This window comes from Pseudomonas panipatensis (assembly GCF_900099785.1).
In the GTDB taxonomy this organism is placed as follows: Bacteria; Pseudomonadota; Gammaproteobacteria; order Pseudomonadales; family Pseudomonadaceae; genus Pseudomonas; species Pseudomonas panipatensis.
The window spans coordinates 333,490-356,246 of record NZ_FNDS01000006.1; the positions used below are offsets into that span (position 1 = coordinate 333,490).

The following is a 22,757-nucleotide window of genomic DNA, read 5'->3' on the forward strand; positions in this document are numbered from 1 at the left end:
TCAGCGCGCCGACGGCGAAGCCCCGGCGTGCCGGGGCAGGGCGCTGGAAATCAGCGCGGCGAGCAGCACGAAGAGCGCCGACAGCCACAGGCAGGCGCCCAGCCCCGAGGCCTGGAACAGCCAGCCGGAGAGCAGGGTGCCGATCAGCCGGCCCATGGCGTTGGACATGTAGTAGAAGCCGACGTCGAGGGACACGCCGTCTTCCTTGGCGTAGGACACGATCAGGTAGCTGTGCAGCGAGGAGTTCACCGCGAACAGCGCGCCGAATGCCAGCAGGCCGCCGAGCAGCACCCAGTGCGCGGTCGCGCCGCTGCCGTGCAGGCCCAGCGCGATGGCCGCCGGCAGCAGCGTCAGCGGCAGCGCCCAGGCGCAGGCGGTGCGGCCGTCGGGCACCTGGCCGCGGCGTTTGCCGGTCAGCGCCGGGGCCAGCGATTGCACCACGCCGTAGCCGATGACCCAGGTGGCGAGGAAGCCGCCGACCCACCAGAAATCCCAGCCGAAGGTCTCGCTGAGGTACACCGGCAGCGCCACCACGAACCAGACATCACGGGCGCCGAAGAGGGACATCCGCGCGGCGGAGAGGATGTTGATCGCCCGGCTCTTGGAGAGGATGTCGCGGAACTTCGGCTTGGCCTTGGCCTTGCCCAGGTCCTTCTTCAGCAGGACCTGGCTGCCGCCCCAGATCAGTCCCAGGACCGAGGCCATGGCCAGCAGCGCGCCACGGAAGCCGAGCAGCGCCAGCAACGCGCCGCCGAGGAAGAAGCCGACGCCCTTGAGGGTGTTCTTCGAGCCGGTGAGCAGCGCCACCCAGCGGTACAGCGTGCCCTGCGCGGCATCCGGCACCAGCAGCTTGATCGAGCTTTTGGCGCTCATCTTGTTGAGGTCCTTGGCGATCCCCGAGAGCGCCTGCGCGCCCATCACCCAGGCCACGCTCAGCCAGGCGGCCGGCACCGTGAGCATCAGCAGCGCCAGCACCTGCAGGGCCAGGCCGATGTTCATGGTGCGGTTCAGGCCCAGGCGCGCGCCGAGGTAGCCGCCGACCAGGTTGGTGACCACGCCGAAGAACTCGTAGAAGAGGAACAGCAGGGCGATCTGCAAGGGCGCATAGCCGAGCGCGTGGAAGTGCAGCACCACCAGCATGCGCAGGGCGCCGTCGGTGAGGGTGAAGGCCCAGTAGTTGCCGGTCACCAGCAGGTACTGGCGAACCTCGGCGGAGAGTGCCGACAGCGCTTTCATGCTCGCTCCGTGCTCCCGCTCAAGCGGCCAGGCCGACCAGGCGCGCCAGTTCCACGGTGCGGTTGGCGTAGCCCCATTCGTTGTCGTACCAGGCGTAGAGCTTCACCTGGGTGCCGTTGACCACCAGGGTCGAGAGTGCGTCGATGATCGACGAGCGCGGGTCGGTGCGGTAGTCGATGGACACCAGCGGGCGCTCCTCGTAGCCGAGGATGCCCTTGAGTTCCTGCTCGGCGGCGGCCTTGAGCAAGCGGTTGACCTCCTCGGCGCTGGTCGCGCGCTCGACCTCGAACACGCAGTCGGTCAGCGAGGCGTTGGCCAGCGGCACGCGCACCGCGTGGCCGTTCAGGCGGCCGCGCAGTTCGGGGAAGATTTCCGCGATGGCGGTGGCCGAGCCGGTGGTGGTGGGGATCAGGCTCATGCCCGAGGCGCGGGCACGGCGCAGGTCCTTGTGCGGCTGGTCGAGGATGCTCTGGGTATTGGTCAGGTCGTGGATGGTGGTGATCGAGCCGTGGCGGATGCCGAGCGCCTCGTGGATCACCTTGACCACCGGCGCCAGGCAGTTGGTGGTGCAGGAGGCGGCGGTGACGATGCGGTGCCGCGCCGGGTCGAACAGATGCTGGTTGACGCCCATGACCACGTTCAGCGCGCCGGCCTCCTTGACCGGCGCGCTCACCACCACGCGCTTCACGCCCTGGTCCAGGTAGGCCTGGAGCGCGGCGACGGTCTTCATCTTGCCGCTGGATTCGATGACCAGATCGCAGTCCGACCAGTCGCTCTCGGCGATGGCCTTGTTCGCCGTCACCGCGATGCGCTTGCCGTCGATGACCAGGCTCTCGCCCTCAGCGCTGGCTTCATGGGCCCAGCGCCCGTGTACCGAGTCGAAGTTGAGCAGGTGCGCGTGGGTCGCCGCGTCGCCGGCCGGATCGTTGATCCGCACGAACTCCAGCTCCGGCCAAGCCCAGGCGGCGCGCAGCGCCAGGCGACCGATGCGACCGAAACCATTGATGCCGACTTTGATGCTCATGGGCGTGCTCTCTCCGTGGATTCGACCCCGCCGACAGCGGCGTGCGGGATCTCTGTGGTGGGTTGGCTGGCGCCGTTGCCAGCCTCGCTCAAATGGATGTCAGGGCGATGATCCTGGGCGCCTGCGGGTGGCCGGGAACCTCGGCTGGAGTCCTGCACTAGCGCTGCGCGGGGGTTTCGCCTGGCGAGGCGAACCAGCGGCGCTTGAGCCAGGCGGCGACGCCGACCAGGCTGATCAGAACCGGCACCTCCACCAGTGGGCCGATCACCGTGGCGAAGGCCACCGGCGAGGCTAGGCCGAAGGTGGCGATGGCCACGGCGATGGCCAGCTCGAAATTGTTGCTGGCGGCGGTGAAGGACAGCGCGGTGGTGCGTGGGTAGTCGGCGCCGAGGCGTTTGCCCAGGTAGAAACTGAGGAAGAACATCACCACGAAGTACAGCGTCAGCGGGATGGCGATGCGCAGCACGTCGAGGGGCAGCTGCAGGACCTGGTCGCCCTTCAGGCTGAACATGGCGACGATGGTCAGCAGCAGTGCGACCAGGGTCAGCGGGCCGATCTTCGGCAGGAAGCGTCGCTCGTACCAGTCGGCGCCCTTGCGCTTGAGCAGCACGCGGCGGGTGAGGAAGCCGCTGAAGAAGGGAATGCCGAGGTAGATCAGCACCGAGCGGGCGATGTCCAGGAAGCCGGCCTGGATGACGCTGCCCTGCAGGCCGAACAGCGGCGGCAGCACGCCGAGGAAGAACCAGGCGTAGACACTGAAGAAGAGAATCTGGAACAGGCTGTTGAAGGCCACCAGCCCGGCGACGTATTGCGGGCTGCCGCCGGCGATCTGGTTCCACACCAGGACCATGGCGATGCAGCGCGCCAGGCCGATGAGGATCAGTCCGGTCATGTATTCCGGCTTGTCGGCGAGGAAGGCCACGGCCAGGACGAACATCAGCAGCGGGCCGATCAGCCAGTTCTGCAACAGCGACAGGGCGAGGATGCGCTTGTCCTTGAACACTGCCGGCAGCTCCTCGTACCTGACCTTGGCCAGCGGCGGGTACATCATCACGATCAGGCCGATGGCGATGGGCAGGTTGGTCGAACCCAGCGAGAGGCTGTCGAGCCAGGCGGGGAAGCCCTTGAACAGGCTGCCCAGGGCGATGCCCAGGCCCATGGCGAGGAAGATCCACAGCGTCAGGTAGCGGTCGAGGAAGGACAGGCGGTGCTTGCTCGGCATGGGGTCTCCTGGGGGTTCAGTACGGGCCGATGCGCGCCGGCCGGGTGAGGCCGTGGCCTTCCACGGCGGCGAGTGGCCCGTGCGGCGCGTTCATGCGCGGGCGGACGTTCGGCAGGTACATCGCTATCGTCGCGACGGGCCGGGGATCAGCAGCAAGTGGCGATGCGTTCGGGACGCTCGCCCATGCTGTCCAGGCGCTTGGCGCTGCTGCTCAGCCAGTGGCGGTTGGCTTCCAGCGTGTTCATCAGGATGGCATGCACCCAGGTCGGCAGGTCCGGGTGCAGGCGGTAGTAGACCCATTGCCCTTGCCGGCGGTCCGCCAACAGGCCGCCGCTGCGCAGCTGCGCCAGGTGGCGGGAAATCTTCGGCTGGCTTTCGGCGAGCGCGCAGGTCAGCTCGCAGACGCACAACTCTTCCTCGCGGGCGATCAGCAGCATCATGCGCACGCGGGTTTCGTCGGCGAGGCACTTGAACAGCAGGGGCGGGGTCAGGTGTTCGGTCATGGCGGTTCCGGGTGCCGGGATACGACGGCGGGCACGCCGCGGGGCATCACGGCTGAGCGGCTGTGGTATCTGGATTGCCGAATATACGGAAAAGCATATGAGTTGCAAGCTGGCGAGTGTGCTCATCGCGTGTTAATGGCTGAAACTCGCGGCAGTGCTTGGATCGGTCGCGCCGCCCCAGCATATTCGCTTGGCCGAATATACGGGGCCGGCGCGGCCGCAGCCGTCAATGGGCAGTGAGCAGCGCTTGCAGGCGTTGCACGCCCACCGGCTCATCCTTGAGCAGCGGCACCACGGCGTAGCGCTTGGCGTGGTGGCTGGCCACCGCGGCGATTTCGCGCAACTCGTTGCGGGCGCGCAGACGCAGCAGCGGGCACTGCGGGCGGGCGGCGGCGACGCTGTTGTTGATCACCCAGGCCCAGGGCTCGATGCCGGCACGGCGCAGGTCGGCTTGCAGGTTGGCGGCCTCCAGCACCGGGGTGGTTTCCGCCAGCGTCACCAGCAGCACCTTGGTGCGCTTGGGGTCCTGCAACTGCATCATCGGCGTCACGTAGCCGACCTGGCTGTTGCCCATCTGGCGGACGATCTCGCGGTGGTAGGCGCCCGTTGCATCGAGCAGCAGCAGGGTATGCCCGGTCGGCGCCGTGTCCATCACCACGAAGCACTTGCCGGCTTCGCGAATGGCTCGCGAGAAGGCCTGGAACACGGCGATTTCCTCGGTGCACGGCGAGCGCAGGTCTTCCTCCAGCAAGGCGCGGCCCTCGGCATCCAGGCCGGCGCCCTTGGTCTGCAAGACATGCTGGCGGTAGCGTTCGGTTTCCGCTTGCGGGTCGATTCGACTGAGCGTCAGGTTCGCCAGCGTGCCATCCAGGGTCTCGGCCAGGTGCGCGGCGGGGTCGGAGGTGGTGAGCTGCACCGGCAGACCGCGCCGGGCCAGTTCCACCGCGACGGCGGCGGCCAGGGTGGTTTTGCCGACGCCGCCCTTGCCCATGACCATGACCAGCCCATGGCCGTCGGCGGCGATGTCGTCGATCAGGCCGGTCAGGGGCGGCAGCGCGAAGTCGCCGTTGGCCTCGATCTCGCCGACCGGCTGCTCCGCGCTCGCGGCGAACAGCTGGCGCAGCGCCGCGAGGCCGACCAGATCAAATGGCTTGAGCGGCACCTGATCCAGCGGCAGGTTCTTCAATGCCTCGGGAATGGCCGCGAGAACCGCTTGCTCGCGCCGGTGAATGGCGGCAGCCAGTTCGTCGTCCGTGGCGGCGCTGGCCGGCAGTACGCCATTCACCACCAGGAACTGCTGGCGCAGGCCGATCGCGGCCAGCTCTTCATGGGTGCGCGTGACTTCGCGCAGGGCGGCCTTCTGTGCGCGCGTCACCAGGATCAGCCGGGTGCGCAATGGATCGGACAAGGCCTCGACCGCCGCCTTGTAGCGCGCACGGTGTTTGTCCAGCCCGGCCAGCGGGCCGAGGCAGGAGGCGTTGCCTTTGCCGTCTTCCAGGAAACCGCTCCAGGCGCCGGGCAGTTGCAGCAGGCGGATGGTGTGGCCAGTCGGCGCGGTGTCGAAAATGATGTGATCGAACTCGGCCACCAGGGCCTCGTCAGTGAGCAGGTCGGTGAATTCATCGAAAGCGGCGATCTCGGTGGTGCAGGCGCCGGACAACTGTTCCTCCATGCCCCTGACCACGTCCGCCGACAGCACGCCCCTGGCTGGCCCGACGATGCGCTCGCGGTACTGTTGCGCGGCCTGCTGCGGATCGATCTCCAGCGCTGCCAGGCCCTCTACCGCGGGGATCGCGATGATGCGGTTGCCGATCTCGATGCCGAACACCTGGCCGACGTTGGACGCCGGATCGGTGCTGACCAGCAACACCCGCTGCCCGGCCTCGGCCAGTTGCACGGCGGCCGCGCAGGCGATCGAGGTCTTGCCGACGCCGCCTTTGCCGGTGAAGAACAGGAAGCGTGGCGGGTTTCGAAGAAATTGCATGGAGCCTCCAGGAATGGGCCTACAGAAAGATCGCTGGATTCAAGCATAGGCGCACTCGCCGGGTGCGCTCTTGATGGGCGGCAACGCCGAGCGCTGAGGACATCGACGGCGCGCAACAAAAAGCCCCGCGTGCTGCGGGGCTTGTCGATTCGCTTACCAGCGGTGGCCGTAGTAGCCGCCCGGCCGCCCGTAGTAGTGCGGGCCGTAGTAACCATGGGGCGGACCGTAGAAGCGCGGCCCGTAGTAGGCCGGCCGGTAGTAGCCCCCGGGCGGGCCCACCACCACGGTCACCGGCGGCGGGGCGTAATAGGCGGGCGGTGCTGCGTAGTACACCGGCGGCGGCCCGTAATAGGCGGGTGGCGGGGCGGCTTGATAGTAGACCGGAGCGGGCGGCGCTGAGGCGCCGGCCACCACTGCTCCACCTACGACGGCACCGACGACCGCACCGATGGCCGCTGCGTCGGTGTTGCTGTTTGCCGACGCGTGCCCGGCGAGGGCGAGCGAGCCGCAGAACAACAGGGCGAGTTGCGGAATCCGGCGAAGCATTTGTCCTACCTCCTGAAGGTCCCGGCCTGTGCCGAGTACTTCTTAAGACATTGCGGACGCAGGAATTTTAGCCAGGGCAGTGTAAAGGTTATGTAAAAGGCGCTGTACGGCATTTCTGTCGGAATTTAGCAGCAGTTGGTAACACAATCGGAGAATCATCAGGGCGGCTCGCTTGGTATGTTTCGCCCTTTTCCTCGTCAAGGAGGCCCTATGCCGTTCAACCCCGTTCTGCCGGCGACCCTGTGCGCCGCCATCCTGCTGGCCGGCTGCAGCAGCGCCGGGAAACCCGAGACGCAGCCAGCCGTCGCTGCCGATGCCGGACGCTGCGCCGCCGCGCCGGTGCAAGCGCTGATCGGCAAGCCGTTGTCCGCCGCCCTGGTCGAGCAGGCCAAGCGCGAGGCCGGGGCGCAGCGCGTGCGGGTGCTTCACCCGCACGATGCGGTGACCCTGGACTACAACCCGCAGCGCTTGAACATTGACGTCGATGATCGCCAGCAGGTGCTTCGCCTCACCTGCGGCTGAGCCGCCCGGTCGGGCTGCCGGCGGGAGGCGGGACTGACGACGACGGCTTCGCTGGCTGCTCCGGACGGGCGCGGTTCAGTCCCGCGGGGGCCGGTCGCGGCTCTGGATGTTCCAGTGCGCGGCGTTACCGGCCAATAGCCGGGAGAGCCGTTCCACCTGCTCGTAGAGGCGCAGGGTCAGCCAGTAGAAGCCCTGCTTCTCGAACGACTCGCTGAGGTTGTGCGGGCGCGGCGGCAGCCGTTCCAGACTCTGGCAAATCTGTAGCAGGCGCGCGGCGCGGCTGAACTTGAGGGCATGGGCGCATTGCAGCAGCAGCCGCACGATGGCTTGCCGATGCGCATCCAGGCTGGCCGGTATCGGCTCGATGTCACCGCCCTGGGCGGCGAACTGACGCGAGGCGATCAGCGATTCCAGGGTGCCCATGATGGCCCGATGGGTGCGCTGGATGAGTTCCAGATCGCGCACCGGCATGGCGGTTTCCCGCGCCACTGGCGCCAGGTGCGCACGCGCGGCGACCAGGCGGCGGTCGAGTTCTTCCAGTTGCTCGGCGAAATGTTCGGCGCGCACGTCGCTGTTGCTGCTCAGTTGCCCGTACAGGCGGGCACAGGCGCGCAGGTTGTCGGACAGCAGGTAACGCCAGACATACACCGCGCGCAGTGGATAGATCTGTGCGAAGAGCAGCGCCAGAGCCACGCCGAGCAGGACGTTGAGGGTGCGCCAGAGCCCTTCGTTGATGCCGTTGTCACCGTGGCCGGCGACGATGAACAGGGTGATCCCGGCGAGCAGCGCGACGTAACCGGCACGGCCGATGGCGAAGTAGGCGGCCACCGCGCCGAACAGCGCCATGAGCAGGTAGATCAGGGCATAGGAACCCGTCAGGTCGTGGGCCACGACCACGCCCAGGCCGACAGCGGCGCCGAGCAGGGTGCCGAGGATGCGTTCGTAGGATTTGCCGCGGATGGTGCCCTGGTGCACCAGGCCACCCATCACCACCATGACCGTGACCGACGCCCAGAGTCCGTGGGGAAGGTCGATGCCGCTGGTCAGCAGCATCGAGGCCAGCAGCGCCAGGCCGACCCGCGCGCAGTGGATCCAGGCGGCGTAGCGGTAACGGCTGTAGGGATTGGCCAGGCGGCGAAAGGGCAGGGTCAGGGCCTGCCAGGGGGACGATCGCGGCACGCGCGCTCCTCGTTGAGCTTGATCCACCCTTCAGCGTAGGCGCTGGCCGAGGCCAGGTGCGGCGAAAGCGCTCGCCGCCCGCCCCGCAGCAGCGAGCGCGCCGCTATGCCTGCGCAACCTAAGGCGCGTTCTCGGCGCCGAGGAAGTAGTAAACGCGGCGGCCCACCACCTGTTTGTCCAATACCTTCAGCGGCGCCTGCGGCTGCGTGACGCTCTCCATGACGGCGACGTGGTTCGGCGTCTCCCTGAGGTATTGCAGCAGGGCGCTCTGCTCGTACAGCCCCGGCAGCCGGCTGCGGCTGTAGAACACGCTGGCGCCGGCCAGGCGCTCGCTTGGCTGGTAGAGCACGATGTCCTGGCCCTGGGCCTGGCGCTGGTGGATCTGCTCGACCAGCGGCAGGAACGACTCTTTGCGGTCGGCATGCGGTTGCACCCAGAAGGCCACGCTCAAGTAGGCGGCGAGCACCAGGCTGAAGAGCACGCCGAGCAGGCTGGGCAGGCGCCGTGCCAGGCGCGTGTCGCGCCAACGCGCAAGCCAGACGCCGGCGTACTCGGCGGCGATCACCGCGGCGGCCGGGCTCAACGACATCAGGTAGACCATGCGCTTGCTGGAGGCCAGGGTCAGCAGGAGGAACTGCGCCAGCAGCCAGACGTAGAAGAACAGCAGCTGCCGGTCGTTGCGCACGCGCTTGCGCAAGTGCCACAGCCCCAGGTAGGTGAGCAGGTTCCACGGCAGGAAGGCCTCCGGCAACTTGCCCAGGTAGTAATAGAAGGGTTCGAAGTGCCCGGCGTCTTCGAAGGAGCCGCTGAAGCGGCCGACGCTATTGGCCCAGAGGATTTCCCGCAGCGCCTGCAGACCTTCCTGGCGGTACAGCAGGCCCAGCCAGAACAGCAGCGGCAGCAGGCCGAGCAGGGTCCAGGCCAGCGGCCGCAGCCAGGCGTCCAGTTGCAGACGGCGTTGCAGGCGCGTTTCCGCCAGCAGGTAGGCGAAGATCACCACCCCAGGCAGCGCCAGGCCGAGCAGGCCTTTGCTCAGGCTGGCGATGGCGATGCCCAGGGCGAAGAACGGCCAGCTCGGCGCGTCGCCCCGCGCCTGCAGGTGGGCGCGCAGGAAGGCCAGCAGCGCCAGGCTGACGCCGAGGCAGAGCAGGGCATCTTCGCCGACCTGGCGGGCATTGCCCCAGAAGCTGGCCATGCTCGCCAGCATCAGCCCCGCCAGCAATGCCAGCCCGGCCGGACGCCCCAGGCGCCGCAGCATGCCGTAAAGCAGCATCACACTGGCCAGGCCGGCCAGCGCCGAGGCCAGGCGGACGGCCAGGGTGGTGGGGCCGAACAGGCGCATGGCGGTGACATCCAGCCAGAGGCTCAGCGGCGGTTTTTCCAGGAAGCGTTGGCCATTCACGCGCGGCGTCACCCAGTCGCGGTCCAGCTGCATTTCCATGGCGATGCCCGCCACCCGCGGTTCGGTGGAGCCCTGCAGCTGATGATTGCCGAGGGCGACGAAGAACATCAGGGCAGTGAAGGCCAGCAGGAGAACGGTCGAGCGACTGAGTGGCATGGCAGTACCAGAGGCAGAGAGCAAATAGGCAGCAATGTAGGAAGATTTACCCACCCCCTCTTAACGCAGCATTAACGATCGGCGCGTTGAATGACTGAGCCACAATCGCAAGGCCGGAGCATTGCGCATGAGTGAATTCCCAGGGGGGCTGGTCGCGCGCGCCGACGCCGGTTGCCCGCCGTCGATGGGCCGCCGCTGGCGCGCAGTCTGGCGAATCGGCGGCGGCGGACTGCTGGTCCTGTCGCTGCTGGCGATGGCTGTCGCGTTTGTCTGGCTGAACGCGCCGCTGCAACCCTATGCCCCGTTGAGCGGCCTGCCGGCGGACCGTGTGGCCTTGCTCGCGCTGGGCGACCAGGGCAGCGGCGACCTGCAGCAGTGGCGGGTCGGCCGCGGCATGGAGCGGGCGGCCGAAGCGCTGGGTGGGATCAACCTGGTCATGCTGCTGGGCGACAATTTCTACGGGGCGCCGCTCAGCGACACCAGTGATCGTGCCTGGGCGCTGAGATTCGAACGGGTCTACTGGGGCGCCTGGCTCAGCCACGTGCCGTTCTTCGCGGTACTCGGCAACCATGACTACCCGAAATCGGCGGACGTCGAACTGGCCTACAGCCGCGAAAAAAAAGGCTCCGGCCGTTGGCAGATGCCGGCGCGTTTCTACACCCGCGACTTCGGCAGGGCCGGTGAGCGGCCGCTGGTACGGGTGGTGTTCCTCGACTCAGCGGCCTCGCGCGAGAGCCTGCTGCAGCAGGCGGCGTTCATCCAGCAGGCCTTCTCCGCGCCGGGTCCGGCACCGGTCTGGCGAGTGGTGGCGGCGCACCACCCGCTGCGCGACCATGGCCCGGACGGGCAGAACCAGCAGCTCCAGGAGGACCTGCTGCCGATGCTGCAACGCAGCGGCGTCGACCTGTTCCTGTCCGGACACGATCACAACCAGCAACTGATCGTCCGCCCCGGCGAGCCGGCCTGGGTGATTTCCGGCGGCGGCGGGCAACGGGTCAATGCGCTGGATAGCGCGGCCCACGCGGACACCCTGTTCGCCGTCGCACGTCCGGGCTTCAGCGCCGTCGAGTTCAGCGCCGAGCAGGCGCGAATCTCCTCTTATGACGCCAGCGGCCAGGCGGAGTCGAGCTTCGACTGGCCGCGCGCCTGCGCCGGCCAACCGCAAGGATGCCTGGCCGCGGAGCAGCGGGGGGCTCTGGCAGGTCGCTGAGCGACAGAAAGGCGACGGATGTATCTGGTTCGACATACTGGCAGTTGGCTAGAATCTCGCGCTTTTCGCACAGGGTCGCCGTGCGTTGCAGAGAGTCGAGATGTTGACTGGTAGTTACGACCTTGCCCTGGTGCTGGTTTCCCTTTGCGTGGCCGTGCTGGCCTCCTATACGGCGCTGGACCTGGCCGGCCGCATCGCGCGTTCGAACGGTTGGAACGCGCTGCTGTGGATCGTCGGTGGCGCCCTGGCCATGGGCATCGGCGTCTGGTCCATGCACTTCGTCGGCATGCTCGCCTTCAGCCTGCCGATCCCCCTTGGCTACGACCTGACGCTGACGCTGCTGTCGCTGCTCATCGCGGTCCTCAGCTCGGGCTTCGCCCTGGCGCTGGTCGGACAGCAGAGCCTGCCGCCGCGGCGTTTGCTGGCCGGCACCCTGGTCATGGGCAGCGGCATCGCCAGCATGCACTACCTGGGCATGCACGCGATGCTCATGCAGCCGGGCATCGACTACAACCCCTGGCTGTTCGGCCTGTCGCTGCTGATCGCCGCGCTGGCCTCCGGCTCGGCGCTATGGATCGCCTTCCGCCTGCGCCAGAGTGCCCCCTACGTCAGCCTGGTGCGGGCCGGCGCGGCGCTGCTGATGGGGCTGGCCATCGTCGGCATGCACTACACCGGCATGGCCGCCGCGCGTTTTCCGCTCGGCAGCTTCTGCGGCGCCGCCTCCAGGGGCCTGGACAACAACTGGCTGGCGATCGCCATCGTCCTGGTGACGCTGGCGGTGCTGGCCATCGCCTTGCTCACCTCGATCCTCGACGCGCGCCTGGAAGCGCGCACCGCGCAGCTCGCCGACTCCCTGGCGCAGGCCAACCGGGAACTCACCCAACTGGCCCTGCACGACAACCTGACGCGCTTGCCCAACCGCCTGCTGCTGGAAGACCGTGTCGGGCAGATGATCGCCAAGGTGCAGCGCGAGGGTGGCTATTTCGCGCTGATGTTCCTCGATCTGGACGGCTTCAAACCGATCAACGACGCCTTCGGCCACCATGTCGGCGACCAGTTGCTGCGTGCCGTGGCCGGGCGCCTGCGCGACAACCTGCGTGGCGAAGACACCCTGGCGCGCATCGGTGGCGACGAGTTCGCCCTGCTGGTGGCGCTGAAGGCGCCCGAGGATGCGGCCGCCGTGGCCAGCCAGCAGATCACCCGGCTGGCCCAGCCGTTCCTGCTCAACGAGCAGGAGCTGCGGATTTCCGGCAGTGTCGGTATCGCGCTGTATCCGGGCGATGGCGCCAGCCACCAGGAGCTGCTGATCAACGCCGACGCCGCCATGTACCACGCCAAGGGCAGCGGCAAGAACGCCTACAGCTTCTTCGAGCACTCGATGAACACCAATGCGCGCAACCACCTGCTGATGTTGCAGGATCTGCGCGTGGCCCTGGAGCGCGGCGAGTTCGTCCTGCATTACCAGCCGAAGTTCGCCGCCAGCGGCGAGCAGCCGATCGGCGCCGAGGCGCTGTTGCGCTGGCAGCACCCACGGCGCGGGCTGTTGCTGCCCGACGAATTCATCGGCCTGGCCGAGCGCACCGGGTTGATCATCGGCATCGGCGAGTGGGTGCTCGACGAAGCCTGCCGGCAAATGCGCCAGTGGTACCTCGCCGGACACCGGCACTGGCGCGTCGCGGTGAACCTGTCGGCGGTGCAGTTCAGTCATGCCGGGCTGCTCGAATGTGTCGCCGCGACCCTGCGCCGGCACGCGCTGCCCGCCAACTGCCTGACCCTGGAGATCACCGAAACCACCGCCATGCGCGATGCCGACAGTAGCCTGGCGATCCTCGGCAAGCTGGCCGAAATGGGCGTGGACCTGTCCATCGACGACTTCGGCACCGGCTATTCCAGCCTGCTCTATCTCAAGCGCCTGCCGGCCAACGAGCTGAAGATCGACCGTGGCTTCGTGCGCGACCTGGAGCAGGACAGCGACGATGCCGCCATCGTCTCGGCGATCGTCGCGCTGGGCCAGGCCCTCGACCTGCGCATCGTCGCCGAAGGGGTGGAAACCTCCGGGCAGCGGACCTTCCTCACCCAGTTGGGGTGCGATTCGCTACAGGGCTACCTGCTCGGCCAGCCGGGGCCGGCCGAGCAGATGGCGCAGCGCCTGCCGCCGCCGGCTTAAGTCCGGCGTGGCGGCGCCTGGCGAATCGAGTGGCAACGCTGCTCTTGCTCCGCGCCTGGCGGGCTCGGACGCTGCCCGGACGGGCGGCGCTCAGACCGCCGAGGTGGCGAGATAGATGCGGTAGCTGATGACCGACAGCATGCTCAGCACGCCGATCCACATCAGCAACACGCCGGAGCTGCGCTCGCGGATGGTGAAGCCGATGCCGAGCATGAACATGCCGAAGATGATGACCGCGAGGGTGACGAGGAAAGAATCCATGGCGAGCCTTAGTCCGTGATACCGATAGCTGAAAGTCTAGGCCAGCGGCGACGCCGGGGCGCTTGATCCGTGGCAATTGTGGCGCCTGAGCGACCGACGCAGCATAACGGTTGCGTCGGCCGGCACAAGGCTTGCGGGGCAACGCGGGGCGCTGCCTGAGCGCGGTTCGCGTTCAGCCGTCGAGCAACTGGCTGGCGATGGCGATCTCGCCGCTGAGTACCTTGTGGATCGGGCAGACGTTGGCGATATCCAGCAGACGTTTGCGCTGGGTGGCGTCGAGCGCGCCCTTCAGGCGGATGTCGCGGGCGATGCGCGAATGGCCGGGCTGGTCCTGGTCGAAGCGCAGATCGACCTCGATGCCGTCCAGCGGCCACTCCTTGCGTTGCGCATACATCGCCAGGGTGATCGCCGTGCAGGCGCCGAGGGACGACAGGAGCAACTGGTAAGGGCTCGGGCCCTGGTCGCCGCCGCCGAGTTCGGCGGGTTCGTCGGCGAGCCACTGCTGGACGCCGTTGGACAGCGTCACCTGGTAGGGAATGCCGGCATAGCTGGCATGCGCGAGCGCTTCGCTCATGGGGGCTCCTTGTGGGGGAAACGGAGCCGCGCGGACGCGGCCCCTGGTGGGATCACTTGGCCGCGGTAAGGGTACTGTAGCTGGTGATCAGGTTGCGATAGTCGGGAATATGCGCGGAGAACAGCGCGGCCAGCCCCTCGATATCGTTGCGCCAGTCGCGATGCAGTTCGCAGGCCACGCCGAACCAACTCATCAGCTGCGCGCCATTGGCTTCCATGCGGCGCCAGGCGGCGTCGCGGGTGATTTCGTTGAAGGTCCCCGAGGCGTCGGTGACGACGAATACATCGAAGCCTTCCGCCAATGCCGAGAGGGCCGGGAAGGCGACGCAGACCTCGGTGACCACGCCGGCGAGGATCAACTGCTGCTTGCCGGTGGCCTTGACCGCCTTGACGAAGTCCTCGTTGTCCCAGGCGTTGATGTTGCCGGGGCGGGCGATGTAGGGCGCGTCCGGGAAGCGTTCCTTCAGTTCGGGCACCAGCGGGCCGTTGGGACCGCTTTCGAAGCTGGTGGTGAGGATGGTCGGCAGCTTGAAGTACTTGGCCAGATCGGCCAGGGCCAGGACGTTGTTCTTGAATTTGTCCGGGTCCTGGTCGCGCACCAGGGACAGCAGGCCGGCCTGGTGGTCGACCAGCAGCACGGCGGCCTGGCTCTTGTCGAGACGGACGTAGGCTTTGCTCATGGCGAGTTCCTCATTGTCGTGGGGCGTTATCACCCGGCGCCGCGCGCCAGGTGTACGGGGCTGCCTCGACGCCGCGCATCCGGCGGCGGTTGCCGGGGCGCGACTGCCGGCGCCTTGGCGGAACGGGCAAGCGACGGCTACGGGCCCTGAAGCGGCGGATGCCGGGTCAGGGCAGCGTTTGCCGTGCTCAACCAGAGTAGGCGCTGTTCGCGTCCGGCAGATGAATAGCGTGCCCCGGGGCTCGCGGAGTGCCTCCCGCTGGCCGTGGCGCTGGCCCTGCCGGGCCTGCTCGTGCGCAGCGCGCCAGGCCCGGCGGCCTGATCAGGCGGCGCGCCGTTCCTTCAGGCGGATATGCCGCCGGGCGCTGCGCGCCAGGCGGATGCCGAGCATCGCTGCGGCGCAGGTCAGGCCGACGATCAGGCCCTGCCAGAGGCCGCGCGGGCCGCTCGGTTCTTGCAGCCAGTGGGCCAGGCCCAGGCTGTAGCCCACCGGCAGGCCGATTCCCCAGTAGGCGAACAGGGTGATGAGCATCACCGCGCGGGTGTCCTGGTAGCCGCGCAGGGCACCGGCTGCGGTGACCTGCAGGGCGTCGGAGAATTGGAACAGCGCGGAGAACACCAGCAGCGAAGCGGCCAGCACCAGCACCTGCGGATCGCGGGTGTAGAGCGCGGCGATCTGCTCGCGCAGCAGCAGCATGGCCGTCGCCGACACGCAGGCATAGGCCAGCGCCGCGGCCATCCCGGTGCCGGCGGAAAAGCGCGCGTCGCGCGGGGCGCCGGCGCCCAGGGCCTGGCCGACCCGCACCGTCACCGCCATGGCCAGGGCATAGGGGATCATGAACGCCATGGCGCTGAAGTTGAGCGCAACCTGGTGCCCGGCCACCACCTTCTCGCCGAGTTCGCCGATCAGCAGGGCGATCACCGAGAAGATGCTCGACTCGGCGAACACGGCGATGCCGATCGGCAGGCCGACCGAGACCAGGCGGCGGATCACCGCCGGGTCCGGCAGCTCCCACTGCGAGAAGAGGGCGCTGGGGCGGTAGACCGCGGCGCCGTTCACCCAGCCGAGCATGCCCAGCAGCATGAACCACATCACCGAGGCGGTGGCCCAGCCGCAGCCGGGGCCGCCGAGGGCGGGGAAGCCCAGGTGGCCGTAGATCAGCACGTAGTTGAGCGGAATGTTCAGCAGCAGCCCGCAGAGCCCCAGCACCATGCTTGGCCGGGTCCGCCCGAGGCCGTCGCTGAAACAGCGCAGCACGTGGTATAGGGCCACCGCCGGCAGGCCGCAGGCGATGCCGCGCAGGTAGAAGCGGCTGGGTTCGATCAGTGCCGCTTCGACCTTCATCGCGCGCAGCACCGGCTCGGCAAGGAACCACAGTACCGCCGCCGCCAGCGGGCCGACCAGCAGCGCCAGCCACAGCGCCTGGCGCACCAGCGGGCCGGTGCCGGGCTGGTCGCCGGCGCCAAAGCGCTGCGCCACCTTGGCGGTGGTCGCCAACAGGGTACCGGTCATCAGCAGGAACACTGGAATCCAGATCGAGTTGCCCAGCGCCACCGCCGCCAGGTCGCGCGGGCCGACGCGGCCGGCCATGACCGCATCGACGAAGCCCATGGCGGTGGTGGCCAACTGGGCGATCATGATCGGGGCGGCGAGGCTGAGCAGTTCCTTCAGCTCGCTGGCGATACGCCGTCTACGCGAGACGGGCCGGGCAATTGCACTCACGGTATTCCTTGTGGGGCGGGGGCGAAGGGAAAGCCGATCAGTCTAAAGGTTGACGGCTCGGTCAGGAAGCACCGTTAACGTCACCCGCGACCCCCGTGCGCGGCACTGGTAAAGTGCACGGATCACTTCGTGGAGTCCTGCCCATGCGCATCCTGGCCGATGAAAACATTCCCCTGGTCGACGCCTTTTTCGGCGCCCACGGCGAGATTCGCCGCCTGCCCGGTCGGGGCATCGACCGCGCCGCCCTGGCGGACGCCGAGGTGCTGTTGGTGCGCTCGGTGACCCGTGTCGACCGTGAACTGCTGCACGGCAGTTCGGTGCGCTTCGTCGGCACCTGCACCATCGGCACCGACCATCTCGACCTCGATTACTTCGCCGAAGCCGGTATCGCCTGGTCCAGCGCCCCCGGCTGCAATGCCCGTGGCGTGGTGGACTGGGTGCTGGGCAGTCTGCTGGCGCTGGCCGAAAGCCATGGTGCGGACCTGAGCGAGCGGCGCTACGGGGTGGTCGGTGCAGGACAGGTCGGCGGGCGTCTGGTCGATGTGCTGCGCGGCCTGGGTTGGGATGTGCGCGTCTGCGATCCGCCGCGGCAAGCCGCCGAGGGCGGTGATTTCGTCAGTCTGGAAGAGATCGTCCGCGAATGTGACGTGATCAGCCTGCACACGCCGCTGACCAGCATGGGCGCGCATCTCACCCGCCACCTGATCGATGCCGAGCGCCTGGCGCACCTGCGCCCCGGCACCTGGCTGCTCAACGCCAGCCGTGGGCCGGTGGTGGACAACGCGGCGCTGCGCCAGCGCCTGGAAAGCGGCGCCGCGCTGGACGTGGCCCTGGATGTCTGGGAAGGCGAGCCGCAAGTGGACGTGGAACTGGCGCAGTTGTGCCGCATCGCCACCCCGCACATCGCCGGCTACAGCCTCGATGGCAAGCTGCGCGGCACCGCGCAGATCTATCAGGCGTTCTGCGCCTGGCGCGGCCTGGAGCCGCAGGTGCAACTGGACGACCTGCTGCCGCCGCAATGGCTGGCCGAGCTGAGCCTCGGCGAGGACTGTGCGCCGGACTGGGCGCTGGGCCTGCTGTGTCGCGCGGTATACGACCCGCGCAGCGACGATGCGGCCTTCCGTCGTAGCCTGGTGGGGAGCGCCGAGGCGCGTCGCGCCGGCTTCGATGCCTTGCGCAAGCATTACCCGCCGCGCCGCGAGATCACCGGGCTCTGGGTCGACGTGCAGGGCGATGCGCCAGCGCTGGAGCGGCTGTTGCGGGCGCTGGGCGCCAATCGTGTCGGCGAGTGACGGAAGGAAGAGCGGCCTTCCCCGGCAGAGGAAGGCCGCCAATGCGCACGTTCAGTGGGAAAACCAGCGGTGTTCGCTGATTGTTTGCCCTGAACTCAGCGCGATCGTTGCACGCAACTGTTTTCCAGTTCGCGGCAGGCGCGCTGGATCATGTCTTCGGTAATCGGTATTTCCTTGCCCTGGGCGTCGATGATCGAACCGCCGACCGGTTGGTGCGGGTGGTAGCGGGGGACTTCGCGGCGTGGGGCGGTGTCGCGGATTTCTTGCAAACTCATGGCCAGTCTCCTCATCGAAAGCTGCTGCATGTTAGGCAGAGTTACATGAAGTCCCGGTGACAGGCTGGCGTCAGCGCTCCGTCGCTCCGGGCGAAACAATCACCTCCCTCGCAGCTTGCGTGCCAGGTGCTGGGGGCGATCGAAGTTGTTATTGAGTCGGCCCGACCTGGGCCAGAAAACCGCTGGTTGATCCGTTGGGGGGCAGTATGGACGCTTTTCGCTTGGGCCTGATCATCAATCCGCTGGCCGGTCTTGGTGGCACTGTCGCACTCAAGGGCAGCGATGGCGTCGCCGCGCAGGCCATCGCCCTGGGCGCCGCGCCGCGCGCGGCCGAGCGTACCCGGCTGGCACTGGAGCAACTGCTGCCGCTGCGCGAGCGCCTGGAGTTCGTCAGCTTTCCCGGCCCGATGGGCGGCGATCTGTTGCAGGCGATGGGCTTTCGCCATCGCCTGGTCGGTGAGCTGGATGGCGCCCAGAGCAGCGCCGAGGACACCCGGCGCGCCGTGCGTCTGCTCGACGATGCCGGGGTCGCGCTGATGCTCTTCGCCGGCGGTGACGGCACCGCGCGGGATATCGCCGCGGTGGCGCGGGAGGGGCAGCCGGTGCTCGGCATCCCGGCCGGGGTGAAGATTCATTCCGCGGTCTATGCCGTCAGCCCGCGGGCCGCCGGGGAACTCGCGCGGCGCCTGGTGGAAGGCGGCCTGGTGCGCCTGACCCAGGGCGAGGTGCGCGACCTCGATGAAGCGGCGCTGCGGGCGGGGCGGGTGGCGGCGCGCTGGTACGCCGAACTGACCGTGCCCGAGGAGGGGCACTTCATGCAGCACGTCAAACAGGCCGGCATGGAGACCGAGGAACTGGTCCTGGTCGACCTCGCCGCCTGGCTGGCGGAAAGCTGGGAGGAGGGTGTGCGTTATGTCTTCGGCCCCGGCTCGACGCTGCATGGCCTGGCCCGGGAGCTGGGCCTGGAGACCAGTTTGCTCGGCGTCGACGTGGTGGAAAACGGCCAGGTGATCGCCCGCGATGTCAGCGAACGGCAACTGTTCGAGCTGGTCGAGGGCCATCCGGCCTGGCTCTTGGTCACGCTGATCGGCGGCCAGGGCCATGTGCTCGGGCGGGGCAACCAGCAGATCAGCCCGCGCGTGGTGCGCGCCATCGGCCTCGATCATCTGCGCGTGGTGGCGACCAAGCGCAAGCTCGCCACCCTGGCGGGACGGCCGTTGCGGGTGGATAGCGGCGATCCGCAACTGGATGCGGATTTCCCGGATGTCCTGCGGGTCTGGGCGGGCTACCGGGAGGAGTTGCTCTATCCGCTGGCCGCGGCCATCTGAGCGCGTCGCCCCAGACCGCTCGTAGAAATGTCGGTGCCGGGCCTGGCGCTGCTCTAGACTGCTGCTCTTTGAGTCTTTCGAGGGGGCGCGGCATGTATCACGGCAGCTGTCTGTGCGGAGGCATAACCTTCGCGGTACGCGGCGCGCTGGCGCCGATCCAGGTCTGCCATTGCAGCCAGTGCCGCAAGGCCCAGGGCGGGCCTTTCGCCACCAATCTTCCGCTCGCGCGCGCGGATTTTCAGCTGCTCTCGGGGGGCGAACTGCTGCGTGCCTATTCCGCCTCGCCGGGCAAGCGCCGCTGGTTCTGCGCGCGGTGCGGGTCGCCGATCTACAGCGAACGCGACGCCTTGCCCGGGATCTTGCGGCTGCGCGTCGGCACGCTCGACGGCGACTTGCCGACCCGCGCGGCGGTCCATTTGCAGGTCGCCTCGGCGGCCAACTGGTGGCCGCTGGACGATGCGCTGCCGCGTTACCCCGGCAGCAAGCCCGATTGACCGGCGGCTTGGTCCTGGCGGGCGCGCTCGCTACACTCTGCGCGGCCGCGCCTGCCAGGCGTGGCTGATGGGTATCAAGGAGGATCGATGTCGGTAGTACCCCCCGCATTCCGCGTGCTGGTTCTTGGCGGTTACGGTAATTTCGGCAGCCTGATCGCGCGCCGGCTCAGCACCATCGAGGGCCTCCGCGTGCTGATCGCCGGCCGCGACCAGAAGCGCGCCAGCGCGCTGGCCGCCGAGGTCGGCGGTGAGCCGGTCTGCCTGGACATGAACCAGCCGACCCTGGCTGGGCGTCTGCTCGAACTGAAGGTCGATCTGCTGATCTCCACCGCCGGTCCTTTCCAGGGCCAGGATTACCGCGTGGCCCGCGCCGCGATTGCCGCCGGCGCGCACTATGTCGACCTGGCCGATGCGCGCGCCTTCGTCTGCGGCATCGGTGAATTGAATCGCGCCGCGCGCAGCGCCGGGGTACTGGTCTGCGCCGGCGCCAGTTCGGTCCCCGCGCTCAGCGCCGCGGTGGTCGACCAGTTGCTGCCGCGCTTCGCCCGCCTCGACAGCATCGTCCACGGCATCAGTTCCTCGGCGAAGATTCCCGGCCAGGCCACCCTGAATGCGGTGCTCGGCTATTGCGGCAAGCCGCTGCGCCAGTTGCGCGCCGGCCACTGGCAATCGGTCTACGGCTGGCAGGACCTGAGCACCCACGATTTCCCGCAACCGCTCGGGCGGCGCTGGCTGGCCCAGTGCGACGTGCCCGACCTGGAACTCTTCCCGCAGCGCTACCCGAGCGTGCGCGATGTGCGTTTCTCCGCCGGACTGGGGCTGCGCTTCACGCATTTCGGCACCTGGGCGCTGTCCTGGCTGGTGCGCATGGGGCTGCTGCGCAACGCCGGCCGCCTCAGTGCCGGCCTGCATCGCCTGGCCGTGGCGCTGGAGCCGTTCGGCGACGGCCGCAGCGGCATGTTCGTCCACCTGCAAGGCGAGGGCCGCGATGGCCAACCGCTGGCGTTGTGCTGGGACCTGCTGGCCAGCGACGACCATGGGCCGAACATTCCCTGCATGGCTGCCGTGGCGCTGGCCCGCAAGCTGGCCGCCGGCCGCCTGGCCGCGCGCGGCGCCAGCCCCTGCATCGGCCTGCTCAGCCTGGACGAATACCTGTTCGAGCTGGAGGGCCTGAGGGTCGTGCATGGCGCGCGCGAGGTCGAGTCGCTGCCGCTGTGACGCCGCCCCGCGCCTGCGCCTCGGTGCCGCAGGCGGGGCGCCCTGGCTTACTGATCCACGGCAAGAAAAACGCCCAGGGCGCGACCTAGACTGCCAGCCGCTCAATTCCCGCGACAGGAGTCAGCATGCAAGCGGATATCGCCATCATTGGTGCCGGACCGGCCGGACTGTGCCTGGCGCGCAGCCTTTCCGGCCAGGGGCTGTCGATCGTGCTCGTCGAGCGCCAGGCGCGCGCGGCCCTGGCCGACCCGGCCGAGGATGGCCGCGAGATCGCCCTGACCCATGCCTCGCGCGGCCAGTTGGAGAAACTCGGCCTGTGGGCGCGGATCGCCGCCGAGGACATCGCCCCCTTGCGCGACGCCCAGGTACTCAATGGCCCCTCGTTGTTCGCCTTACGCATCGAGGCCGGCATGGCCGGCGCCGGACAGCTCGGCTACCTGGTGCCGAACCAGGCGATTCGCCGCGCCGCCTATGCCGCGGTGGCCGATTGCGCCGACGTCAGCCTGATCGAGCAGCGCTCGCTGCAGGCCGTGCAACTGGGCCCGGAGCGCGTGCGCTTGAGCCTTTCGGGCGACGAGGTCATCCATGCGCGCCTGCTGGTGGCCGCCGACAGCCGCTTTTCCGAGACGCGCCGGCTGCTTGGCATAGGCGCGCGCATGGAAGACTTCGGCAAGACCATGCTGGTCTGCCGCATGGCCCACCAGCAGCCGCACCGGCAGGTGGCCTGGGAGTGGTTCGGCTACGGCCAGACCCTGGCCCTGTTGCCGCTCAATGGCGAGCAGTCGTCGGTGGTGCTGACCCTGCCGCCGCGCGAGATGGCGCCATTGCTGCAACTGGACGAGGAGGCGTTCGCCCGCGACATCGAGCGGCGCTTCGAGCGGCGCCTGGGCAGCATGCGTCTGCTCGGCGCGCGGCATGCCTATCCGCTGGTGGGGGTCTTTGCCGACCGCTTCGCCGGGCCGCGCAGCGCCTTGATCGGCGACGCCGCGGTGGGCATGCACCCGGTCACCGCCCACGGCTTCAACTTCGGCTTGCAGAGCCAGCGCCGCCTGGCCGCGGAAATCCTCGCGGCGCAGCGGCGCGGCGAGGACATCGGTGGCGCCGCCGTGCTGCGCCGCTACGCGCTCGCGCAGCGCCTGGCGAGCTGGCCGCTGTATCAGGCCACCAGCCTGATCGCCGGCCTGTACAACGACGCCCGCCCGCCGGCGCGGCTGCTGCGCAACGCCGGCCTGCGCCTGGCCCAGAGCCTGCCGCCCTTGCGCCAGGCGATTGCCCGGCATCTGACACAGAACGCCTGAACCCGGCGCGGCGCCATGGGGGTGGCGCCGCCGCCTTCATAGCGGGACATTCCCGGGAGGAACCCCATGGCCTTCACATCCGCAGACATCTGTGCCGCCGCCGAGCGCCTGAAGGGCTTCGTCGGATTCAACCGCAAGGCGGGCAAATACCTGGTGCGCTTCAGCGAGGACTCATTCGGCCTGGACGTGGTGGAGGACAGCATCAGCCCCGCCTGCGAGTTCGTCTGGGCGGCGAAGAGCGATGCCTTCATGAGCCTCAGCCGCGAATGCCTGCAGATTCTGGTGGCGCAGAACATCAACGATCGCCTCGGGCTGGGCGAGGAACTGCTGACCTACCTGCGCCGCACCGACCTGCCGGAGATTCGCGCCGAGCGCCGCCTGAAACCTTGAGGGCGCGCGCCGGGATCTTGTCGGGGGTTCTTGTAGGAAGGCGTGTCATAAAACTGACGGGGAGGATGATTCCGG

At 68.5% G+C, this 22,757-nt stretch carries 22 protein-coding genes; 9 read left to right on the forward strand and 13 right to left on the reverse strand.

Going from position 1 to position 22,757, the window contains the following annotated elements:
- From arsJ to BLQ74_RS16135, 6 genes are all read right to left on the reverse strand, one after another.
- Positions 1–1,236: an organoarsenical effux MFS transporter ArsJ gene (gene arsJ / locus BLQ74_RS16110; protein WP_090263912.1), complete on the reverse strand. Its 1,236-nt coding sequence runs from the start codon at positions 1,234–1,236 to the stop codon at positions 1–3.
- 19 nt (positions 1,237–1,255) lie between these two features.
- A complete protein-coding gene (locus BLQ74_RS16115; protein ID WP_090263914.1) occupies positions 1,256–2,260 on the reverse strand; it encodes an ArsJ-associated glyceraldehyde-3-phosphate dehydrogenase in 1,005 nt (334 codons plus the stop codon).
- A gap of 157 nt (positions 2,261–2,417) precedes the next feature.
- On the reverse strand, positions 2,418–3,482 hold the full coding sequence (gene arsB, locus BLQ74_RS16120) for an ACR3 family arsenite efflux transporter (protein WP_090263916.1): 1,065 nt from the start codon (positions 3,480–3,482) through the stop codon (positions 2,418–2,420).
- Between the two features lie 146 nt (positions 3,483–3,628).
- A complete protein-coding gene (locus BLQ74_RS16125; protein ID WP_090263918.1) occupies positions 3,629–3,985 on the reverse strand; it encodes a metalloregulator ArsR/SmtB family transcription factor in 357 nt (118 codons plus the stop codon).
- A 226-nt stretch (positions 3,986–4,211) separates the two neighbouring features.
- Positions 4,212–5,969, reverse strand: coding sequence for an arsenical pump-driving ATPase (gene arsA, locus BLQ74_RS16130; protein ID WP_090263921.1), 1,758 nt, complete (start codon positions 5,967–5,969; stop codon positions 4,212–4,214).
- Between the two features lie 153 nt (positions 5,970–6,122).
- Positions 6,123–6,515, reverse strand: a complete 393-nt coding sequence (locus BLQ74_RS16135) for a hypothetical protein (protein ID WP_090263923.1) — start codon at positions 6,513–6,515, stop codon at positions 6,123–6,125.
- Positions 6,516–6,725: 210 nt separating this feature from the next.
- On the opposite strand from BLQ74_RS16135, the gene BLQ74_RS16140 reads away from it, so the two are divergent.
- Positions 6,726–7,037: an I78 family peptidase inhibitor gene (locus BLQ74_RS16140; RefSeq protein WP_090263926.1), complete on the forward strand. Its 312-nt coding sequence runs from the start codon at positions 6,726–6,728 to the stop codon at positions 7,035–7,037.
- 75 nt (positions 7,038–7,112) lie between these two features.
- On the opposite strand, the gene BLQ74_RS16145 is transcribed toward BLQ74_RS16140, so the two are convergent.
- Together BLQ74_RS16145 and BLQ74_RS16150 are read right to left on the reverse strand one after the other, a co-directional pair.
- Positions 7,113–8,216 carry an FUSC family protein gene (locus BLQ74_RS16145; RefSeq protein ID WP_090263928.1) on the reverse strand — a complete coding sequence of 368 codons (1,104 nt, stop codon included), beginning with the start codon at positions 8,214–8,216 and terminating at the stop codon, positions 7,113–7,115.
- Between the two features lie 118 nt (positions 8,217–8,334).
- Positions 8,335–9,774 carry an ArnT family glycosyltransferase gene (locus BLQ74_RS16150; protein ID WP_090263930.1) on the reverse strand — a complete coding sequence of 480 codons (1,440 nt, stop codon included), beginning with the start codon at positions 9,772–9,774 and terminating at the stop codon, positions 8,335–8,337.
- A 127-nt stretch (positions 9,775–9,901) separates the two neighbouring features.
- Between BLQ74_RS16150 and BLQ74_RS16155 the strand changes: the two genes are divergently transcribed.
- Both BLQ74_RS16155 and BLQ74_RS16160 read left to right on the forward strand, forming a co-directional pair.
- On the forward strand, positions 9,902–10,984 hold the full coding sequence (locus BLQ74_RS16155) for a metallophosphoesterase (RefSeq protein WP_244507209.1): 1,083 nt from the start codon (positions 9,902–9,904) through the stop codon (positions 10,982–10,984).
- 100 nt (positions 10,985–11,084) lie between these two features.
- Complete coding sequence (locus BLQ74_RS16160) at positions 11,085–13,151, forward strand: putative bifunctional diguanylate cyclase/phosphodiesterase (protein ID WP_090263932.1); 2,067 nt, start codon at positions 11,085–11,087, stop codon at positions 13,149–13,151.
- A gap of 90 nt (positions 13,152–13,241) precedes the next feature.
- Here the strand turns inward: BLQ74_RS16160 and BLQ74_RS27445 are convergent, their stop codons facing one another.
- The 4 genes from BLQ74_RS27445 to BLQ74_RS16180 form a co-directional block, all read right to left on the reverse strand.
- Positions 13,242–13,412 (reverse strand): hypothetical protein, encoded by a 171-nt coding sequence (locus BLQ74_RS27445; RefSeq protein WP_090263934.1) that lies wholly within the window; start codon positions 13,410–13,412, stop codon positions 13,242–13,244.
- Positions 13,413–13,584: 172 nt separating this feature from the next.
- Positions 13,585–13,986 (reverse strand): OsmC family protein, encoded by a 402-nt coding sequence (locus tag BLQ74_RS16170; protein WP_090263936.1) that lies wholly within the window; start codon positions 13,984–13,986, stop codon positions 13,585–13,587.
- 52 nt (positions 13,987–14,038) lie between these two features.
- Positions 14,039–14,665: an isochorismate family cysteine hydrolase YcaC gene (gene ycaC / locus BLQ74_RS16175; protein ID WP_090263938.1), complete on the reverse strand. Its 627-nt coding sequence runs from the start codon at positions 14,663–14,665 to the stop codon at positions 14,039–14,041.
- A 321-nt stretch (positions 14,666–14,986) separates the two neighbouring features.
- The gene (locus BLQ74_RS16180) at positions 14,987–16,387 is read right to left on the reverse strand and encodes an MATE family efflux transporter (protein WP_090263940.1); all 1,401 of its coding nucleotides are present in this window, start codon (positions 16,385–16,387) and stop codon (positions 14,987–14,989) included.
- A gap of 143 nt (positions 16,388–16,530) precedes the next feature.
- Between BLQ74_RS16180 and pdxB the strand changes: the two genes are divergently transcribed.
- Entirely contained in the window at positions 16,531–17,679 is a 1,149-nt protein-coding gene (gene pdxB / locus BLQ74_RS16185) for a 4-phosphoerythronate dehydrogenase PdxB (protein ID WP_090263942.1), read from the forward strand.
- A 95-nt stretch (positions 17,680–17,774) separates the two neighbouring features.
- On the opposite strand, the gene BLQ74_RS16190 is transcribed toward pdxB, so the two are convergent.
- Entirely contained in the window at positions 17,775–17,954 is a 180-nt protein-coding gene (locus BLQ74_RS16190) for a PA1571 family protein (RefSeq protein WP_090263944.1), read from the reverse strand.
- Between the two features lie 206 nt (positions 17,955–18,160).
- On the opposite strand from BLQ74_RS16190, the gene BLQ74_RS16195 reads away from it, so the two are divergent.
- The 5 genes from BLQ74_RS16195 (at position 18,161) to BLQ74_RS16215 (ending at position 22,682) form a co-directional block, all read left to right on the forward strand.
- Positions 18,161–19,282, forward strand: coding sequence for an ATP-NAD kinase family protein (locus BLQ74_RS16195; protein ID WP_090263945.1), 1,122 nt, complete (start codon positions 18,161–18,163; stop codon positions 19,280–19,282).
- Positions 19,283–19,374: 92 nt separating this feature from the next.
- The gene (locus BLQ74_RS16200) at positions 19,375–19,776 is read left to right on the forward strand and encodes a GFA family protein (protein WP_090263947.1); all 402 of its coding nucleotides are present in this window, start codon (positions 19,375–19,377) and stop codon (positions 19,774–19,776) included.
- Between the two features lie 87 nt (positions 19,777–19,863).
- The gene (locus BLQ74_RS16205; RefSeq protein ID WP_090263949.1) at positions 19,864–20,994 is read left to right on the forward strand and encodes a saccharopine dehydrogenase family protein; all 1,131 of its coding nucleotides are present in this window, start codon (positions 19,864–19,866) and stop codon (positions 20,992–20,994) included.
- 125 nt (positions 20,995–21,119) lie between these two features.
- Positions 21,120–22,292, forward strand: a complete 1,173-nt coding sequence (gene ubiM / locus BLQ74_RS16210; RefSeq protein WP_090263950.1) for a 5-demethoxyubiquinol-8 5-hydroxylase UbiM — start codon at positions 21,120–21,122, stop codon at positions 22,290–22,292.
- A gap of 66 nt (positions 22,293–22,358) precedes the next feature.
- A complete protein-coding gene (locus tag BLQ74_RS16215) occupies positions 22,359–22,682 on the forward strand; it encodes a DUF2025 family protein (RefSeq protein ID WP_090263951.1) in 324 nt (107 codons plus the stop codon).
- The last annotated feature ends 75 nt before the right edge of the window (positions 22,683–22,757 follow it).